At 71.3% G+C, this 16431-nt stretch carries 12 protein-coding genes; 6 read left to right on the top strand and 6 right to left on the bottom strand.

The window, feature by feature from the left end; translation table 11 throughout:
- Positions 1-6: 6 nt before the first annotated feature.
- The 4 genes from DKT68_RS32545 to DKT68_RS32550 form a co-directional block, all read right to left on the bottom strand.
- Entirely contained in the window at positions 7-627 is a 621-nt protein-coding gene (locus DKT68_RS32545; RefSeq protein WP_330848942.1) for a DapH/DapD/GlmU-related protein, read from the bottom strand.
- Positions 584-2107 carry a lipopolysaccharide biosynthesis protein gene (locus tag DKT68_RS18305; RefSeq protein WP_109818628.1) on the bottom strand — a complete coding sequence of 508 codons (1524 nt, stop codon included), beginning with the start codon at positions 2105-2107 and terminating at the stop codon, positions 584-586. The genes DKT68_RS32545 and DKT68_RS18305 overlap by 44 nt, the downstream gene beginning before the upstream one ends.
- A complete protein-coding gene (locus DKT68_RS18310) occupies positions 2107-3054 on the bottom strand; it encodes an NAD-dependent epimerase/dehydratase family protein (RefSeq protein ID WP_109818629.1) in 948 nt (315 codons plus the stop codon). The genes DKT68_RS18305 and DKT68_RS18310 overlap by 1 nt, the downstream gene beginning before the upstream one ends.
- A 129-nt stretch (positions 3055-3183) precedes the next feature.
- Positions 3184-3834 carry an acyltransferase gene (locus DKT68_RS32550; protein ID WP_330848943.1) on the bottom strand — a complete coding sequence of 217 codons (651 nt, stop codon included), beginning with the start codon at positions 3832-3834 and terminating at the stop codon, positions 3184-3186.
- Positions 3835-4298: 464 nt separating this feature from the next.
- Here DKT68_RS32550 and DKT68_RS18325 point away from each other — a divergent pair, with 464 nt between their 5' ends.
- On the top strand, positions 4299-5210 hold the full coding sequence (locus DKT68_RS18325; RefSeq protein WP_407940761.1) for an NAD(+)/NADH kinase: 912 nt from the start codon (positions 4299-4301) through the stop codon (positions 5208-5210).
- A gap of 49 nt (positions 5211-5259) precedes the next feature.
- Here DKT68_RS18325 and pgm read toward each other — a convergent pair whose 3' ends face one another.
- Entirely contained in the window at positions 5260-6903 is a 1644-nt protein-coding gene (gene pgm / locus DKT68_RS18330; RefSeq protein WP_109818633.1) for a phosphoglucomutase (alpha-D-glucose-1,6-bisphosphate-dependent), read from the bottom strand.
- Between the two features lie 47 nt (positions 6904-6950).
- A complete protein-coding gene (glgC, locus tag DKT68_RS18335; RefSeq protein WP_109818634.1) occupies positions 6951-8183 on the bottom strand; it encodes a glucose-1-phosphate adenylyltransferase in 1233 nt (410 codons plus the stop codon).
- 70 nt (positions 8184-8253) lie between these two features.
- Between glgC and glgA the strand changes: the two genes are divergently transcribed.
- The 5 genes from glgA (at position 8254) to glgB (ending at position 16284) form a co-directional block, all read left to right on the top strand.
- The gene (gene glgA / locus DKT68_RS18340; protein ID WP_109818635.1) at positions 8254-9471 is read left to right on the top strand and encodes a glycogen synthase; all 1218 of its coding nucleotides are present in this window, start codon (positions 8254-8256) and stop codon (positions 9469-9471) included.
- 14 nt (positions 9472-9485) lie between these two features.
- Positions 9486-10007, top strand: coding sequence for a hypothetical protein (locus tag DKT68_RS18345; RefSeq protein WP_109818636.1), 522 nt, complete (start codon positions 9486-9488; stop codon positions 10005-10007).
- 313 nt (positions 10008-10320) lie between these two features.
- Positions 10321-11571 carry an HNH endonuclease signature motif containing protein gene (locus tag DKT68_RS18355; RefSeq protein WP_109818641.1) on the top strand — a complete coding sequence of 417 codons (1251 nt, stop codon included), beginning with the start codon at positions 10321-10323 and terminating at the stop codon, positions 11569-11571.
- 529 nt (positions 11572-12100) lie between these two features.
- Positions 12101-14194: an alpha-1,4-glucan--maltose-1-phosphate maltosyltransferase gene (locus DKT68_RS18360; protein WP_109818637.1), complete on the top strand. Its 2094-nt coding sequence runs from the start codon at positions 12101-12103 to the stop codon at positions 14192-14194.
- The gene (gene glgB, locus DKT68_RS18365; RefSeq protein ID WP_109818638.1) at positions 14182-16284 is read left to right on the top strand and encodes a 1,4-alpha-glucan branching protein GlgB; all 2103 of its coding nucleotides are present in this window, start codon (positions 14182-14184) and stop codon (positions 16282-16284) included. Before DKT68_RS18360 ends, glgB begins: the two co-directional genes overlap by 13 nt.
- Positions 16285-16431 lie beyond the last annotated feature (147 nt).

Below are 16431 nucleotides of genomic sequence, written 5' to 3' on the forward strand. Positions count from 1 at the left end.
GCCGGGTCACGCCACCGGATCGGCCGGAGTCGGCGGTTTGCGCGCCCCGCCGCTGCCCGCTGGTGTCATCCGCACCGCCGACCCGTCGCGCCCCGACACGCCGTAGATCCGCCGGATCACCGCGGCCTTCTCCTGGGCCGGCAGGTGGCCACAACCGAGCGACTTGGCCTTCATGATGGCGAGGTACTCGTCGGTGCTCTTGAGAACACGGGCGGGCACGCCGGCGGCCACGCTGTTGTCGGGGATGTCGCGGGTCACGACCGACCCGGCCCCGACGATGCATCGATCGCCGATCCGCACCCCCGGCAGGATGATGGTCCGGACGCCGATGTAGACGTCGTCGCCGATGCTGATGGGGGCGGTCCACTCAAGGTCGGGGTGGTCCCTGCGCAGAATGAGGGTACCGCCGTCGTGAGTGACGAACTGCACTCCGGCCGTGACGTACACGTTGTCGCCCAAGGTGATCAGCCAGGGCTCGGAGCCGAACATGCTCCGATCGATGCCGTAGAAGCGCACCCGTCCGCGCAGGTTCACCCCGAGCGAACGCGCGAACTCCTCTGGATTGCGAGCCGCTGCGCGCCGGTCACGCAGGGCGGTGACGATGCCGCGGAGAGTACTTAGCATCATGCTCCATCTCGAATGGGTTCGGTACGTTCGCGGACACGGTGGCGAGTGCTCTGCGGTATCCGACGACGGCGGCCGGAAGCACGGTGATGCCGTACGACAACGCCGAGGCGAGCGCCACACCGGACAGGCCCACCCTCGTCGCCAGGAGGATCTTCAGCGGTACGGCGACGACGAGGCAGGCCGCCCAACCGAGGAACTGCGGCCCCAGCAGCCCGATGCTGTTCTGCACCATGAAGAGTGGCGCCGCCACGGCGACGAGAACCGACCACACGGCGAGTCCGGCGAGCAGCGGGGCCGGCACCCGTTCGAGGTCATCCGAACGTACCCAGAACTCCAGAACGTCGTTGCCGGTCAGGACGAGGCACAGCGCAGGCAGGGTTACCGCCGCGGCGGAGAGGCAGGCCATCCGTCGGGTGCTACGCCGGACCCAGGCCACGTCGCCCCGGGCGAGCGCCTCGCCATTGGCCGGCCACAGCGGCAGGTTCACCAGGGTCACGAACAGGGCCAGCACCGCGAACATCCGCAGTATCACCGCGTAGTTCGCGGCCGCGTGCAGGCCGAGCACCCGGCCGACCAGGAAGCCGTCGAGGTTGAGCGCGATGGAACTCAACAGGGAGAGCGCGAAGAACCGGGATCCCAACCGGAGCAGCCCGCGCGCGATCGGGGCACGCACGTCCCTGACACGTGGTCGAAGGGTGGGATCCTGCCAGCCGAAGTAGCAGATCGAGTTGGCAACGTTCATCAGGGGAACGGCGAGCACCGCCACGGCGATCACCAGAGCCGGACTGGCGTGCAGGGCGACGGCGGCCACCACCAGACCCGCGGAACCCAGACTGCCGGCGGCCTGCCACAGGTTGCTCTGCGCAACCTGCTGTTGGGCGTACTGCACCCGCTGGATGAGGGCCAGCGGAATGTTGGCCAGGAAGGCACCGAAGCAGACCAGCACCACCGCTCGCGCGTCTCGGGCCACCGCCGGGTCCGTGACGTTCAGCAGCGTCGGCCAGGAGATCAGCCAGACGGCGACCACCAGCACCAGCAGCAGCGCCACGGACAGCGTACCGAGCAGGGCGTACGCGCTGGCTATCTCACGGGCCGCCGCGCGGCGGTCACCGCTGGCGTGCAAACGGGAGAGCCGGGTGAGCAGACCGTTTCCGAGTCCGAAGTCGGCGAACAGCGCCATCGCGGTCAGTGAGGTGACCGCCATCCACATGCCGTACCGCTCTGCCCCGAGGTAGCGGAAGGCCACCGGGGTGATCAGCAGTGGCGCGGCCAGGCCGACGGCCTTGCCGGCCAGCGACGAGGCGATGCCGGTGACCAGTGCGCGACCACGGGACCGCCGCGCCACCGACGTGTCGCCTTGGAGTGACCCCGATCCCGCCGCCGCGGCCGGTGTCGCGGGCGTGGTCTCGGCGGAAGTGCCGCCGACCCCGTCGACCAGGACGGACGGGGCCGCCCCGGCGGCCGGAGGTCGATCGACCATCAGGCCCGCTGCTTCAACACATGCGCCTCGAACCACTCCACGGTCGCCCGCAGCCCGTCCACCCGGGGAGTTGGCACCACGTCAGGAAAGAGTGAGCGGAGCACCCTGTTGTCGGCCTCGGAGTGCCGGACGTCCCCGGTGCGGGGTGCCACGTGGCGCCGCTGGATCGGGCGGCCGATGATCTGCTCCAACTCCGACACCACGGTGAGCAACTCCGCGCGGGCGCCGAAGGCGAGGTTGACCGGCTGAGGGTGGGACACCGAACGCTGTACCGCGTCGAGGAGCACGGCGCAGACCGTCTCGACGTAGGTGAAGTCGCGCGACTGCCGGCCGTCCCCGTGAAGTTCGATGGGCTCACCGCGCAACGCCGCGTCAACGAAGCGCGGAACGACAGCCGCGTAGCCGTGATCGTGCCGCTGGGCTGGGCCGTACACGTTGAAGAACCGGAAGGCGAGGGTCGACAGCCCGAAGGACGCCTGGTATGCCAGCGCGTAGGCCTCGGTGGCGAGTTTGCTCACCGCGTACGGACTGAGCGGGCGGGTCCAGGCCAGCTCGGTCTTGGGGAGCGCCGGGTTGGCGCCGTAGACCGACGAGGAGGAGGCGACGACGACGTGGCCCACGCCGTGCCGGCGAGCGGCCTCCAGCACCCGCAGCGTGCCGGTCGCGTTGGCGTGGTGTGAGGCGATCGGATCGCGCAGCGAGCGCGGCACGCTCGGCAGCGCCGCCAGGTGCACCACGGCATCCCGGTTGGTCATCGCCCGGTCCAGCGCATCGTCGTCGAGCATCGAGCCGGGAATCGTGTCCACGTCGAGGCCGTCGAGGTTGCTCATCCGGCCCGTCACCAGATCGTCCAGGATCCGGATGTCGCTGACGGCGTGGTGCACGGTCGCGGCACGGGCGAGATTGGAGCCGATGAATCCGGCACCGCCGGTGATGAGTAGTCGCATGTCGTACCGCCTTCACGCCCCGTCAATTGTCATCCGGTCCAACGACCTTCCCCAACGACTGTCACGCTTCGTCATTGCACGATGACGCGTCGGAGGCCTGACCTCGACCGCCGTGCCGGATGCGACCCGTCAGCCACGAACGGCCGAGGCTGGCATCGGCCGCGCCTCGGGCCTGGGGAGGTCCGACAGCGCCGCCAGCTCCGCCGTGGTCAGTCGCTGCTCCGGCGGGTAGAGCTGCTGTTCGTGCTCGATGATCGTTTCCACCGGCCAGCGCAGCCGGATCACCCGGGCCGGATTGCCGGCGGCAACCCCGTACGGCGGCACGGAACGGGTCACCACGGCGCCTGCCCCGATCACCGCGCCCCGACCGATCGTCACTCCGTGCAGGATGACGGCACGGGTGCCCACCCACACGTCGTCGCCGATCGTGACCCCCCGGTCGAGGGCCCCGTCCGAGGGACTCTTCTCGACCGCGATCATCGGTGTGCCGACCCGGTCGATCCGGTGATTGCCGCCCCGGATGGTGACCTCGGGCCCGAACATGACGTTGTCGCCGATCCGGATCCGGGATCGAGCGGCCATGATGACCGGACGGTGACCCAGGTCGACGTTGCGGCCGACCTCGATGGTCTCGTAGGTGTAGACGCCGTCCGGGTCGAAGGTGAAGTTGTCCCCTCGGGCGGCGAACCGGCCGGCGCAGGCCATGCCACGGATGGCCCTGCGGGCCCGCCTGCCGCTGCTCCAGAGGAGATCCAGGATGCGGGCGACCCCGGCAATCACAGGTCCGGGGCGGTGTGCCGACACGCGCATCAGGCTCTGCACCGCCCGGCAACTGCCCCGCTCTGCTGGGCCACGCTGCGGATCTGACGCATCGAAACGTTCCTCTCGCCTGGCTCCGTCGCCCCCGCGACGAACACGGGTGAGCGTACGCGGCATTTGCCGGCTTGATTGAGGAATGGGTGTTTCCTGTCAGCAGGTACGTCGGCACTGTGGACAGGACGCAGCGCGACCAGCCGGGCGAGGCCGACCTCGGCCACGACGCGGCGGCGGACCGGATCGGCCGCACCACGGTCGACAGTGCCGCCGGCGGTCGGAAAGAGTTCGGGCTCGAATGGCCTCGCCTCGGCGGCCCGCGACGGTCTGGTCGCCCGCTCACCGACCGGCGGTCCCCGGACCGCCGGCGCACGTTCGGTGTACTCCGGGCGCGGCTGCCACCGATGTGGTGAGCTGTACGGGTGTCGGGTCTGGGTCTGGTGCTGCACCCCACCCGGGATGTCTCCGAGGTGGTCGGGATCATCGAGCGGTGGGCCACGCGCCACCACAAGTCGTTGATGGTGCGCGCGGAGGACAAGCACCGCGTGCCGGCCAGCGTCGCACCCGTTCCGGCCGACCAGGTGGCCGTCCTCGCCGACGCTCTGATCAGCATCGGTGGTGACGGCACCATGCTGGGCGCGCTGCGCTCGGCCGTCCTCGACCCGAAGCCGGTGCTCGGCGTGCACCTGGGCCGCCTCGGCTTCCTGGTCGAGGTCGAGCCGCCGGAGCTGCCCGACGCGCTGAGCCGGTTGCTGTCGCACGACTTCACCATCGAGTCGCACGCCTGCCTGGCCTGCGACGTGTGCGGCGACGACGTCGTGGCGTTCAACGACATCGCGCTGGTCCGCCAGCCCGGCTCCGGCTTCGTCACCGCCACCCTCGCGGTGGACGACCAGCAGTACGGCTACTACCGCGCCGACGCGGTGGTGGTCAGTACGCCGACCGGCTCCACGGCGTACAGCTACGCCGCCGGCGGCCCGCTGGTCTCACCGGCAGCGGACGCGGTGGTGATAACGCCGTCGGCGCCGATGGCCGGCATCTCCCGGTCGGTGGTGCTCTCGCCGGACGAGAAGATCCGGCTGGAGCTGGAGCCCAACTCGTCGGCGGTCGTGGTGGAGATGGACGGGTTGGTGTTCCGCGACGCGGCGACCGAGGGGACCGTCGACATCAGCTACCGCCGCAACGCCGGCCTGGTGGTGCGCTTCGACCCGCAGCGCTACCAGGAACGCAACCAGCTGAAGATGAGCCTGCTCGACCTGCCGTTCCTGCCCGACCAGCTCAGCGAGCTGCTCCCCGACGAGCTGCGGCGGCAGAGCCAGCGGGAGTTGCCGCCGCGCTGCTGACCGGGCGCCGCCCACCCGGGTCGGGTGGGCGGCGTCGGACGTGCCGCGCTCAGGCCTGCCCGAGCACCCCGTCGACCAGGTCCTTGGCTTCCTGCTGGATGCGCGTCAGGTGGTCCACGCCCTGGAACGACTCGGCGTAGATCTTGTAGACGTCCTCGGTGCCGGACGGCCGGGCGGCGAACCAGCCGGACTTCGTGCTGACCTTGAGCCCGCCGATCGGCGCGCCGTTGCCGGGTGCGCTGGTCAGCGTCGCGGTGATCGGCTCGCCGGCCAGCTCGGTGGCGGTGACCTGTTCCGGGGAGAGCTTGCCGAGCACGGCCTTCTGCTCGCGGGTGGCCGGGGCGTCGATCCGGGCGTACGCGGGAGCCCCGAACCGTTCCGCCAGCTCCGCCCAGTGCTCGCTCGGGCTGCGCCCGGTGCTCGCCAGGATCTCGGCGGCGAGCAGGCAGAGCAGGAGGCCGTCCTTGTCGGTGGTCCAGGTGGAGCCGTCGCGGCGCAGGAACGAGGCGCCGGCGCTCTCCTCGCCGCCGAAACCGACCGCGCCGTCCAGCAGCCCCGGCACGAACCACTTGAAGCCGACCGGCACCTCCAGCAGCGGCCGGCCCAGGTCGGCGGCGACCCGGTCGATCATCGACGAGGAGACGAGCGTCTTGCCCACCGCCGCGGCCGGACCCCAGTCGGCGCGGGTGCGGAACAGGTGGTTGATCGCTACCGCCAGGTAGTGGTTGGGGTTCATCAGGCCGGCGTCCGGGGTGACGATGCCGTGCCGGTCGGCGTCCGCGTCGTTGCCGGTGGAGATCTGGAAGTCGGCGCGGGCGGCGATCAGCGACGCCATCGCGTTCGGCGAGGAGCAGTCCATCCGGATCTTGCCGTCGCCGTCCAGGGTCATGAACCGCCAGGTCGGGTCGACCGTCGGGTTGACCACGGTCAGGTCCAGCCGGTGCCGCTCGGCGATCTCGCCCCAGTACGCCACGCTCGCCCCGCCGAGCGGGTCCGCGCCAATCCGCACCCCGGCGTCGCGGATGACGTCGATGTCGATCGCCGCCGGCAGGTCGTCGACGTAGCTGGCGAGGAAGTCGTACTCCCCGGTGGTGTCGGCGGCCCGGGCCCGCGCGTAGGTGATCCGGCGGACCTCCTTGAGCCCGGCGGCGAGGATCGCGTTGGCCCGGTCCTGGATCCACCGGGTGACGTCGGTGTCGGCCGGCCCGCCGTTGGTCGGGTTGTACTTGAAGCCGCCGTCGTCCGGCGGGTTGTGCGACGGGGTGATGACGATGCCGTCGGCGAGCCCGCTGGTGCGCCCCCGGTTGTGGGTGAGGATCGCGTGCGACAGCGCCGGGGTGGGGGTGTAGCCGTCACGGCTGTCCACGAGCACGGTGACCCCGTTGGCGGCGAGCACCTCCAGCGCGTCCACCGCGGCCGGCGCGGAGAGCGCGTGGGTGTCCCGGGCGAGGAAGAGCGGGCCGTCCAGGCCCTGCTCCCGCCGGTAGTCGCAGAGCGCCTGGGTGACCGCCAGGATGTGGTCGGAGTTGAACGCGTTGCGGAGGCTGGAGCCCCGGTGGCCGGAGGTGCCGAAGGAGACCTGCTGCGCCGGGTCCGCTGGGTCCGGATGCTCGGCGTAGTAGGCGGTCACCAGGCGCGGCACGTCGACCAGGTCGGCGGGCTCGGCGGGCTGGCCGGCACGGGGATGGGTCACGGGGGTCTACCTCCTCGGTACTGCGTCGGACGACGGAAGGGCCGGTGTCACGGCTCGACCTTCTGGCCCTTGCCGATCACCACGATGCCGTTGTCGGAGACGGTGTAGCGCTGCCGGTCCTTCTCCAGGTCGACGCCGATCTCGGCGCCCTCCGGGACGAACACGTTCTTGTCCAGGATGGCGCGCCGGATCACCGCGTGCCGGCCGATCTCCACACCCTCCATCAGCACCGAGCCCTCGACGTGCGCCCAGGAGTGCACCCGCACCTTCGGCGAGACGATCGAGTTCTCCACCAGCGAGCCGGAGATCACCACGCCCGGGGAGACCATCGAGCCGACCGCCCGGCCGACCCGCTCGCCCCACTGGTGCACGAACTTCGCCGGCGGCCACGGCGGCTGCTCCGTGTAGATCGGCCAGTCGAAGTTGTACATGTTGAACACCGGGTGCACGTTGATCAGATCCATGTGCGCGTCGTAGAACGAGTCGAGCGTCCCCACGTCACGCCAGTAGCCCCGGTCGCGGTCGGTGCTGCCGGGCACCTCGTTGTCGCGGAAGTCGTAGACGTTCGCCTCGCCTCGCTCGACGAGCATCGGGATGATGCTGCCGCCCATGTCGTGCTTGCTGGTCTTGTCCTCCGCGTCGCGCTCGACGGCCTCGCAGAGCGCGCGGGTGGTGAAGACGTAGTTGCCCATCGAGGCGTAGATCTCGTCCGGCGCGTCGGGCAGGCCGACCGCGTCGGTGGGCTTCTCCCGGAACGCCCGGATGCGCCGGCCGTCCTCGCCGACCTCGATGACGCCGAACTGGTCGGCCATCGACAGCGGCTGGCGGATGCCGGCGACGGTCACCGCGGCGCCGGAGGCGATGTGGTCCTCCACCATCTGCCGCGGGTCCATCCGGTAGATGTGGTCGGCGCCGAAGACGATCACGTAGTCGGGCTGCTCGTCGTTGATCAGGTTGAAGCTCTGGTAGATGGCGTCGGCGGAGCCGGCGAACCACCAGGGGCCGCGTCGCTGCTGAGCGGGCACCGGCGTGACGTAGTTGCCGAGCAGCGTGGACATCCGCCAGGTCTTGGTGATGTGCCGGTCGAGGGAGTGGGACTTGTACTGGGTCAGCACGACGATCTTGAGATAGCCGGCGTTGGCCAGGTTGGAGAGGACGAAGTCGACCATGCGGTACATCCCGCCGAACGGGACGGCCGGCTTGGCCCGGTCCGTGGTGAGTGGCATCAGGCGCTTGCCCTCCCCACCCGCCAGGACGATCGCGAGCACCTTGGCAGCCATGCCACGACGCTATCCACCCTCGTCCCACTTCACCACTCGTACGGGGACACTTCTGCACTAGGGTGCGCACATGACCGACTCCTCCCCGGCCACCGCATCCCTGCGCGTCGATCTGCTGACCCGCGAGTACCCGCCGGAGGTCTACGGCGGCGCCGGCGTGCACGTCGAGTACCTGGCCCGGGAGCTGCGCCGCCTGACCGACGTGCGGGTGCACTGCTTCGGCCTGCCGCGCACCGAGCCGGGCGTCACCGCGTACGCCGAACCGCCCGGCCTGACCGGCGCGAACGCCGCGCTGCGCACGATGGGCGTGGACCTGGAGATGGCCGCCGGCACCGCCGGCACCGACGTGGTGCACAGCCACACCTGGTACGCCAACCTGGCCGGGCACACCGCGAAGCTGCTGCACGGGGTGCCGCACGTGCTGACCGCGCACAGCCTGGAGCCGCTGCGGCCGTGGAAGGCCGAGCAGCTCGGCGGCGGCTACGTGCTCTCCTCGTGGTGCGAGCGCACGGCGGTGGAGTCCGCCGACGCGGTGATCGCCGTCAGCGACGGGATGCGCCGGGACGTGCTGGCCGCGTACCCGCAGGTCGACCCGGACCGGGTGCGGGTGGTCTACAACGGCATCGACACCGCCCAGTACGCGCCGGACCACGGCACCGACGTGCTGGACCGGTTGGGCATCGACCCGGCCCGCCCCAGCGTGGTGTACGTGGGAAGGATCACCCGGCAGAAGGGCCTGCCCTACCTGCTGCGCGCGGCCCGGGAGCTACCGGCGGACACCCAGCTCGTGCTGCTCGCCGGCGCGCCGGACACCGCCGAGATCGCCGCCGAGGTGGAGGAGTTGGCCGCCGAGCTGCGCGCCAACCGTTCCGGGGTGGTCTGGGTGGCCGAGATGCTGCCCAAGCCCGAGGTGATCCAGGTGCTCACCCACGCCACCGTCTTCGTCTGCCCGTCGGTGTACGAGCCGATGGGCATCGTCAACCTGGAGGCGATGGCCTGCGAGACGGCGGTGGTGGCGACCGCCACCGGCGGCATCCCGGAGGTGGTGGCCGACGGCGAGACGGGCCTGCTGGTCCCGATCGAGCAGGCCACCGACGGGTCGGGGACCCCGTTGGAGCCGGAGAGGTTCGTCGCCGACCTGGCGGCGGCGATCAACACGCTGCTCGCCGACCCGGCGCGCACCACGCGGTTCGGCCAGGCCGGCCGGAAACGCGCCGTGGAGCACTTCTCCTGGGACGCCGTCGCCCGGCAGACGCTCGACGTGTACCGCTCGGTCGGCGCGGCCTGAGGAGGACGGGCGTCATGCGGTACGACGAACTCGAAGCGGCGATCCTCCAGTTGGTCGTCGCGGCGGGTGAGGACGAGCTGCGCGTCTTCGGCCTCGAGACGGTCACCCGGCTGGTCCGGGGGGAACTGCTCGACACCGTCGCGGACGACGAGCTGGACGAGGACGGGTGGGCGGCGCTGACCATCGCCCGCGAGAACGTCCGGACGGCCGGCGCGACGGAGCTACGCGCCCAGCTGGTGCGGATCGACGCGGGCATCCGTGCGGACGACGACCTGGATCAGGGGCTCCTGATCGTCATCAACGCGCTCGAACACTGGACCACCTACCTGGAGGAGGACCGGCGCGGGGAGATCTACGAGCTCGCCATCCGCTCCGTCGAAGAGGTCGACTTCCAGGTCACGGCCGACCTCGACGACGTCCTCGGCACCCCGGAGATGGCCGCCGAGTACGCCCGGATCAGGCGTCTGCTCACCGCCGGAGGACGCCAACCTCAGATCGCCGTTCCAGGCGGAGATGTGAGCAACGACGTCGCCTGAGCGGGACGACCACCACGCCCGTTTCGGGGCGCGCCGGCCGCGGTGCGGATGAGGTCGATGGTGACCCCGGCAGCACCACTCGGGTCATCCATCCACCTTCGGTTTCACGTCGAGGCTCACCGCTGACTCGCCCCAACCCTGGGCCTCGATGTTGAGGTGTGCCACCTTCTGCTATCGACGGTGCGGCAGGCGCCGAGTGGAGCAGCACCTCCGCCCCGGCCAGCGCCGCCACCCGGTCCAAACTGGTCGCGTCGACGAGCCCTTTGGCAACGGAGCCAGCGAAAGAGTCGTACACCTGTTCTATTCTCTGGTGGTGATCGATGCGTTGGAGCACGCGGAGGCCGCAGTGGCGGCCTGCTTCGACACGGCCGCCTGGGCCGCGAGCGAGCACGATCTCGTGGCGGCGCTGGATGCCACGCACCGCCTCGAACAACGCCTGGCAGCGGTCAAGCTGAGCCTCGTACGCGAGCTGGACGGTCGAGGCACCGCGACCGCGCAGGGCGCGTCCTCGACGGCGGTGTGGCTGCGTGACCGGTTGCGACTCGGGGTCGGCGCCGCCCGCCGTCTGGTCGAGCTGGCCGCGACGCTCGACGCCGCCCCGGCCGGGTTGCGGGACGCGTTGACCGGTGGTTCGGTCGACCTGGAGCAGGTCCGGGTCATCGCGGAGACGGTCGAGGCCGTCCACGCCACCGCCGGCGCGGAGGCCGCCGACAAGGCCGTCGGTGTCCTCGTCGACTGGGCGGCGCAGTTCGACGCCGTCCTGCTGCGAAGGCTCGGCACCCGGATCCTCGACCACGTCGCCCCGGAGGCCGCCGACGCCGCCGCGGAGGCGGCGCTGCGGGCACAGGAGTCGCGGGCTGCCCGCGACCGGCACGTCACCGTCAGCGAGCAGCCCGACGGTCGGCTGCGCCTCTCCGGCATCCTCGATGCCGAGGCCGCGGCCCTGCTCCGCACCGCCATCGACCCGCTGGCCACGCCTACCGGCCCCGACGACAGCCGCACCCCGGGCCAGCGCCGCCACGACGCCGTCGCCGACGTGTGCCGGCTCGCCCTTCGCACCGGTGAGCTACCCGAAAACGGCGGCGACCTCGCCCAGATCGTCGTCACCACCGCCTACGACGGGTTGACGCGGCAGTTGGGCTCCGGTGCCCTCGACATCGGTCTGCAGCTCACCCCCGAGGCCGTGCGTCGGCTCGCCTGCGACGCCGCCGTCCTGCCGGCCGTTCTCGACAGCTCCGGCCAACCACTCGACGTCGGCCGGCAACGCCGCCTCATCACCGGACCGCTCCGACGCGCCCTCGTGCTGCGCGACCGTGGCTGCGCGTTCCCCGGCTGCGACCGCCCACCGCGTTGGTGCGACGCCCACCACATCCGGCATTGGTCCGACGGCGGTGACACCAGCCTGTCCAACGCGGTGCTGCTCTGCGGCCACCACCACCGCCACATCCACCACGGCGAGTGGGTCGTGCAGCTCGGCGTGGACGGCCACCCCGAGTTTCGCCCACCCGCCTGGCTCGACCCCGACCAACTCCCCCGCCGCAACCACTACCACCGACGCAGATAGCCAACCATGACAACGATCCGCAACGGTGACCCGGCGTGGCCGAAGCCAGGTGGCGCGCTCAGGCACGGCCAGCAGCATCAGGCGGCAGACGTCAGGTGACGTGGAGGGTGGCGGCGGGCTCGCCAGGCCGGGCGGGGCGGCGGCCGACCGCATCACCCAGCCCACCCGATCGCTTCGAGCGGTGCCGCCACCTGGCGCGGTAGCCACCGCCACACGCCCCAGCGACGAGCCGTTCATGCCTGACGGTCGCCTGGCTCAGTGCCACCGTGGCGACGACAGCCACCTGCGGGGTCATTCGTGGTGAGCGCGACGGCCATGGCACGGTCGGCGGCCAACCAGACCAGCTCGCCCCGCCAAGATCCGCGCAACGTCGGGGAACTGCTGCGTCGCGGCTTGTCGAGGCAGCAATTTCCCTGAAAGTGCGCGACCCTTGACACGAGTACGTGGATCTTGGATCGCGGCGCCGGGGCGGAGAGGGACAGACGTGCTTGGCCGCGCGCGAACGGATCTCGCGCAGTAGGTTGGCGGGGTGACTGGACGGTTCCCGATCGAAGACGTCTCCCCCGTCGTCTCGTGCGGGCGGTACCCGGCCAAGGCGGTGGTCGACGAGCCGGTCCCGGTGTCGGCCCGCGCCTACCGGGAGGGGCACGACGCGCTGGGCTGCAACGTGGTGTGGGCCGGCCCGGACGGCGAGCGGCGGTCGTTCACCCGGATGCGCCCCGGCGAGCCCGGCCAGGACCGCTGGCACGCCACCATCCGGCCGGACGCCGTCGGCGCGTGGACCTTCTCCGTCGAGGCGTTCCAGGACCCGTATCTGACCTGGCAGAACGCGGTGACCAAGAAGATCGCCGCCGGGCAGGGGGCGGCTGATCTGGCCAACGACCTGGCCGAGGGCGCCCGGGTGCTCGCCGCCGCTCGGGAGTTGGTGCCGACCGCCGACCGCCCCCGGGTCGCCGACGCCCTCACCGCGCTGGTCGACACCGACCTGCCGCTGCCGCAGCGGGTCGACCCGGCGCTGGCGCTGGCCGACCTGCTCTGGGAGCACCCGGTGCGGGAGCTGGTCACGGCCGGTGACACGTACTCCCTCTGGGTGGACCGCAAGCGGGCGCTCTACTCGGCCTGGTACGAGTTCTTCCCCCGCTCCGAGGGGGCGGTGCCGGCCAGCGCGGCCGCGCCCGCCCGCTCCGGCACCTTCGCCACCGCCACCGAGCGGCTGCCCGGCGTCGCCGCGATGGGCTTCGACGTGCTCTACCTGCCGCCGATCCACCCCATCGGCCGGGTCAACCGCAAGGGCCGCAACAACGCGCTCACCGCCGGGCCGGACGACGTCGGCTCGCCGTGGGCGATCGGTGCCGCCGAGGGCGGCCACGACGCCATCCACCCCGACCTGGGTACGCCGGCGGACTTCCGGGCCTTCGTCGGCGCCGCGGAGGCGCAGGGCCTGGAGGTGGCGATGGACCTGGCGTTGCAGTGCGCGCCGGACCACCCGTGGGTCACCGAGCACCCGGAGTGGTTCACCACCCGGGCCGACGGCAGCATCGCGTACGCGGAGAACCCGCCGAAGAAGTACCAGGACATCTACCCGGTCAACTTCGACAACGATCCGGAGGGCATCCGGCCCGAGGTGCTGCGGGTGGTGCTGCACTGGGTCGGCGAGGGCATCCGGATCTTCCGGGTCGACAACCCGCACACCAAGCCGTTCGACTTCTGGCACTGGCTGATCGCCGAGGTGAAGAAGGTCGACCCGGACGTGCTGTTCCTCGCCGAGGCGTTCACCCGGCCGGCGATCATGCACGGCCTCGGCAAGATCGGCTTCACCCAGTCGTACACCTATTTCACCTGGCGCACGTCGGCGGCCGAGATGCGGGAGTACTGCGAGGAGCTGGTCGCGTCGGCCGACTACATGCGGCCGAACTTCTGGCCGAACACCCCGGACATCCTGCACGAGTCGTTGCAGCACGGCGGCCCTCCGATGTTCAAGATCAGGGCGGTGCTGGCGGCGCTGCTCTCCCCCTCCTGGGGCCTGTACGCCGGCTTCGAGCTGTTCGAGCACGTGGCCCGCCCCGGCGCCGAGGAGTACCTGGACAACGAGAAGTACGAGCTGCGCCCCCGGGACTGGGCCGGCGCGGAGGCGCAGGGCCGCTCGCTGGCGCCGTTCCTCGCCACCCTCAACCGGGTACGCCGCGAGAACCCGGCCCTGCACCAGCTCCGCAATCTGCGCTTCCACGAGATCGACAACCCGGCGCTGCTCTGCTGGTCCAAACACGACCCGGAGACTGGCAACACCGTCATCGTGATCTGCTCGTTCGACCCGCGGGCCGTCCAGTGGGGCAACACCACCTTGGACATGCCGGCGCTCGGCTTCGATTGGCACGAGCGGTTCACCGTGCACGACGAGCTGACCGGCACCAGCTACGACTGGGGTCAGCGCAACGCCGTCCGGCTCGACCCGTACCTGCAACCGGCACACGTGCTGACCGTGCGCCGTCCGACCCCGCCGGCCGCACCGGCGCCCGCCGCGACCGTCCCGGCCACGCTGACCGTCGCGGACGTCCCCGCCGATCTGTCCGGCGGCACCGCGCCGACCACTCCCGCCCCGAAGGATCCTCGATGGACCAGCTGATCACCGGCGTGACGCACGACCCGCACGCGCTGCTCGGCGCGCACCCCGCCGACGGGTCGACGACGATCCGCACGATGCGCCGGGGCGCCGGCGACGTGGTGCTGCTCGTCGGCGACGAGCGGCACCCGATGAAGCGGGTGCACGACGTCGGCGTCTTCGAGAGCACCGTCGACGGCGACGTGCTCGACTACCGGGTGGAGGTCGACGGCGCCGTCCACGACGACCCGTACCGCTACCCGCCGACCCTCGGCGAGCTGGACCTGCACCTCATCGGCGAGGGCCGGCACGAGCGCCTCTGGGAGGCGCTCGGCGCCCGGGTCTTCGACGAGGGCGTCGCGTTCGCCGTCTGGGCGCCCAACGCCCGCGGCGTACGGGTGGTCGGTGACTTCACCGGCTGGGCGGCGGACGACGGCTGGCCGATGCGCTCGCTCGGCTCCAGCGGCGTGTGGGAGCTGTTCGTTCCCAACGCCCGGGTCGGCGCCCGCTACAAGTACCGCGTGCTCGGCGCCGACGGGCAGTGGCGGGACAAGGCCGACCCCCTCGCGGCGTACGCCGAGGTGCCGCCGGCCACCGCCTCCGTGGTGCACCACTCCACGTACCGGTGGTCCGACGCCGACTGGCTCGCCCGGCGGGCCGAGCGGCAGCCGCACCGGGAGCCGATGAGCGTCTACGAGGTGCACCTCGGCTCGTGGCGACCCGGGCTGGGTTACCGGGAGCTGGCCGAGCAGCTGACCGCGTACGTCACCGAGCTGGGCTTCACCCACGTGGAGTTCCTGCCGGTCATGGAGCACCCGTTCGGCGGTTCCTGGGGCTACCAGGTGACCGGCTACTACGCGCCGACCTCCCGCTTCGGCGACCCGGACGAGTTCCGGCACCTCGTCGACCAGCTGCACGCCGCCGGCATCGGCGTGATCCTGGACTGGGTGCCGGCGCACTTCCCCAAGGACGAGTGGGCCCTCGCGCGCTTCGACGGCACCCCGCTGTACGAGCACCCCGACCCGCGGCGCGGTGAGCACCCCGACTGGGGCACCTACGTCTTCGACTTCGGCCGCCACGAGGTCCGCAACTTCCTGGTCGCCAACGCGCTCTACTGGTGCGACCAGTTCCACGTCGACGGGCTGCGGGTGGACGCCGTCGCCTCGATGCTCTACCTGGACTACTCCCGCAAGGACGGCGAGTGGGCCCCCAACCAGTACGGCGGCCGGGAGAACCTGGAGGCCATCGCGTTGATGCAGGAGGTGAACGCGACCGTCTACAAACACCACGCCGGCGTGGTGATGATCGCCGAGGAGTCCACCGCCTGGCCCGGGGTGACCCGGCCCACCGCCGACGGCGGGCTGGGCTTCGGGTTCAAGTGGAACATGGGCTGGATGCACGACACCCTGCTCTACACCTCGAAGGACCCGATCTACCGCCAGCACCACCACCACCAGCTCACCTTCTCCCTGGCGTACGCCTGGAGCGAGAACTACGTGCTGCCGATCAGCCACGACGAGGTCGTGCACGGCAAGGGCTCACTCGCCGGCAAGATGCCCGGCGACACCTGGCAACGGCTCGCCAACGTGCGGGCGCTGCTGGCGTACATGTGGGCGCACCCCGGCAAGCAACTGCTCTTCATGGGCTCCGAGCTGGCCGACGACCGGGAGTGGAGCGAGGAGCGGGGCCTCGACTGGTACCTGCTGCACGACCCGGCCCGAGCCGGGGTGCAACGCCTCGTCGGCGACCTGAACCGGGTCTACCGGGACACGCCGGCCCTCTGGACGCAGGACACCGAGCCGGCCGGTTTCCGCTGGATCGCCGGCGACGACGTCGCCAACAACGCGGTGTCGTTCGTCCGGATCGCCCCGGACGGGTCGACGCTGGTGTGCGTGGCGAACTTCTCCGCCCTGCCGCTGCACGACTACCGGATCGGGCTGCCGGCCGGCGGCGCCTGGGCCGAGGTGCTGAACACCGACGCCCACCACTACGGGGGCTCCGGGGTGGGCAACATGGGCGCGGTGCACGCCGAGGACGTGCCGTGGCACGGCATGGTCGCGTCCGCCGCCCTCCAGGTGCCCCCGCTGGGTGTCATCTGGCTCCGCCAGGGCTGACCGCCCGAGAGCTGCGCGGGGACGCTCCTATGCCGCGTCAAGTGGTTGGGGTGGGGTTTCCAGGCGTCGGTAGATTTCGCGGGCGACGTAGCGTTTGAGGCAGCGTTTGATCTCGCGGTCGGTTTTGCCTTGGGCGCGACGGCGGTC

The organism is Micromonospora acroterricola, from assembly GCF_003172955.1.
GTDB lineage: Bacteria > Actinomycetota > Actinomycetes > Mycobacteriales > Micromonosporaceae > Micromonospora > Micromonospora acroterricola.

Coding starts and splice junctions, on each gene's coding strand:
- DKT68_RS32545 (WP_330848942.1), bottom strand. CDS start 627: ATGATGCTAAGTACTCTCCGCGGCATCGTCACCGCCCTGCGTGACCGG.
- DKT68_RS18305 (WP_109818628.1), bottom strand. CDS start 2,107: ATGGTCGATCGACCTCCGGCCGCCGGGGCGGCCCCGTCCGTCCTGGTC.
- DKT68_RS18310 (WP_109818629.1), bottom strand. CDS start 3,054: ATGCGACTACTCATCACCGGCGGTGCCGGATTCATCGGCTCCAATCTC.
- glgC (WP_109818634.1), bottom strand. CDS start 8,183: ATGGCTGCCAAGGTGCTCGCGATCGTCCTGGCGGGTGGGGAGGGCAAG.
- glgA (WP_109818635.1), top strand. CDS start 8,254: ATGACCGACTCCTCCCCGGCCACCGCATCCCTGCGCGTCGATCTGCTG.
- DKT68_RS18345 (WP_109818636.1), top strand. CDS start 9,486: ATGCGGTACGACGAACTCGAAGCGGCGATCCTCCAGTTGGTCGTCGCG.
- glgB (WP_109818638.1), top strand. CDS start 14,182: ATGGACCAGCTGATCACCGGCGTGACGCACGACCCGCACGCGCTGCTC.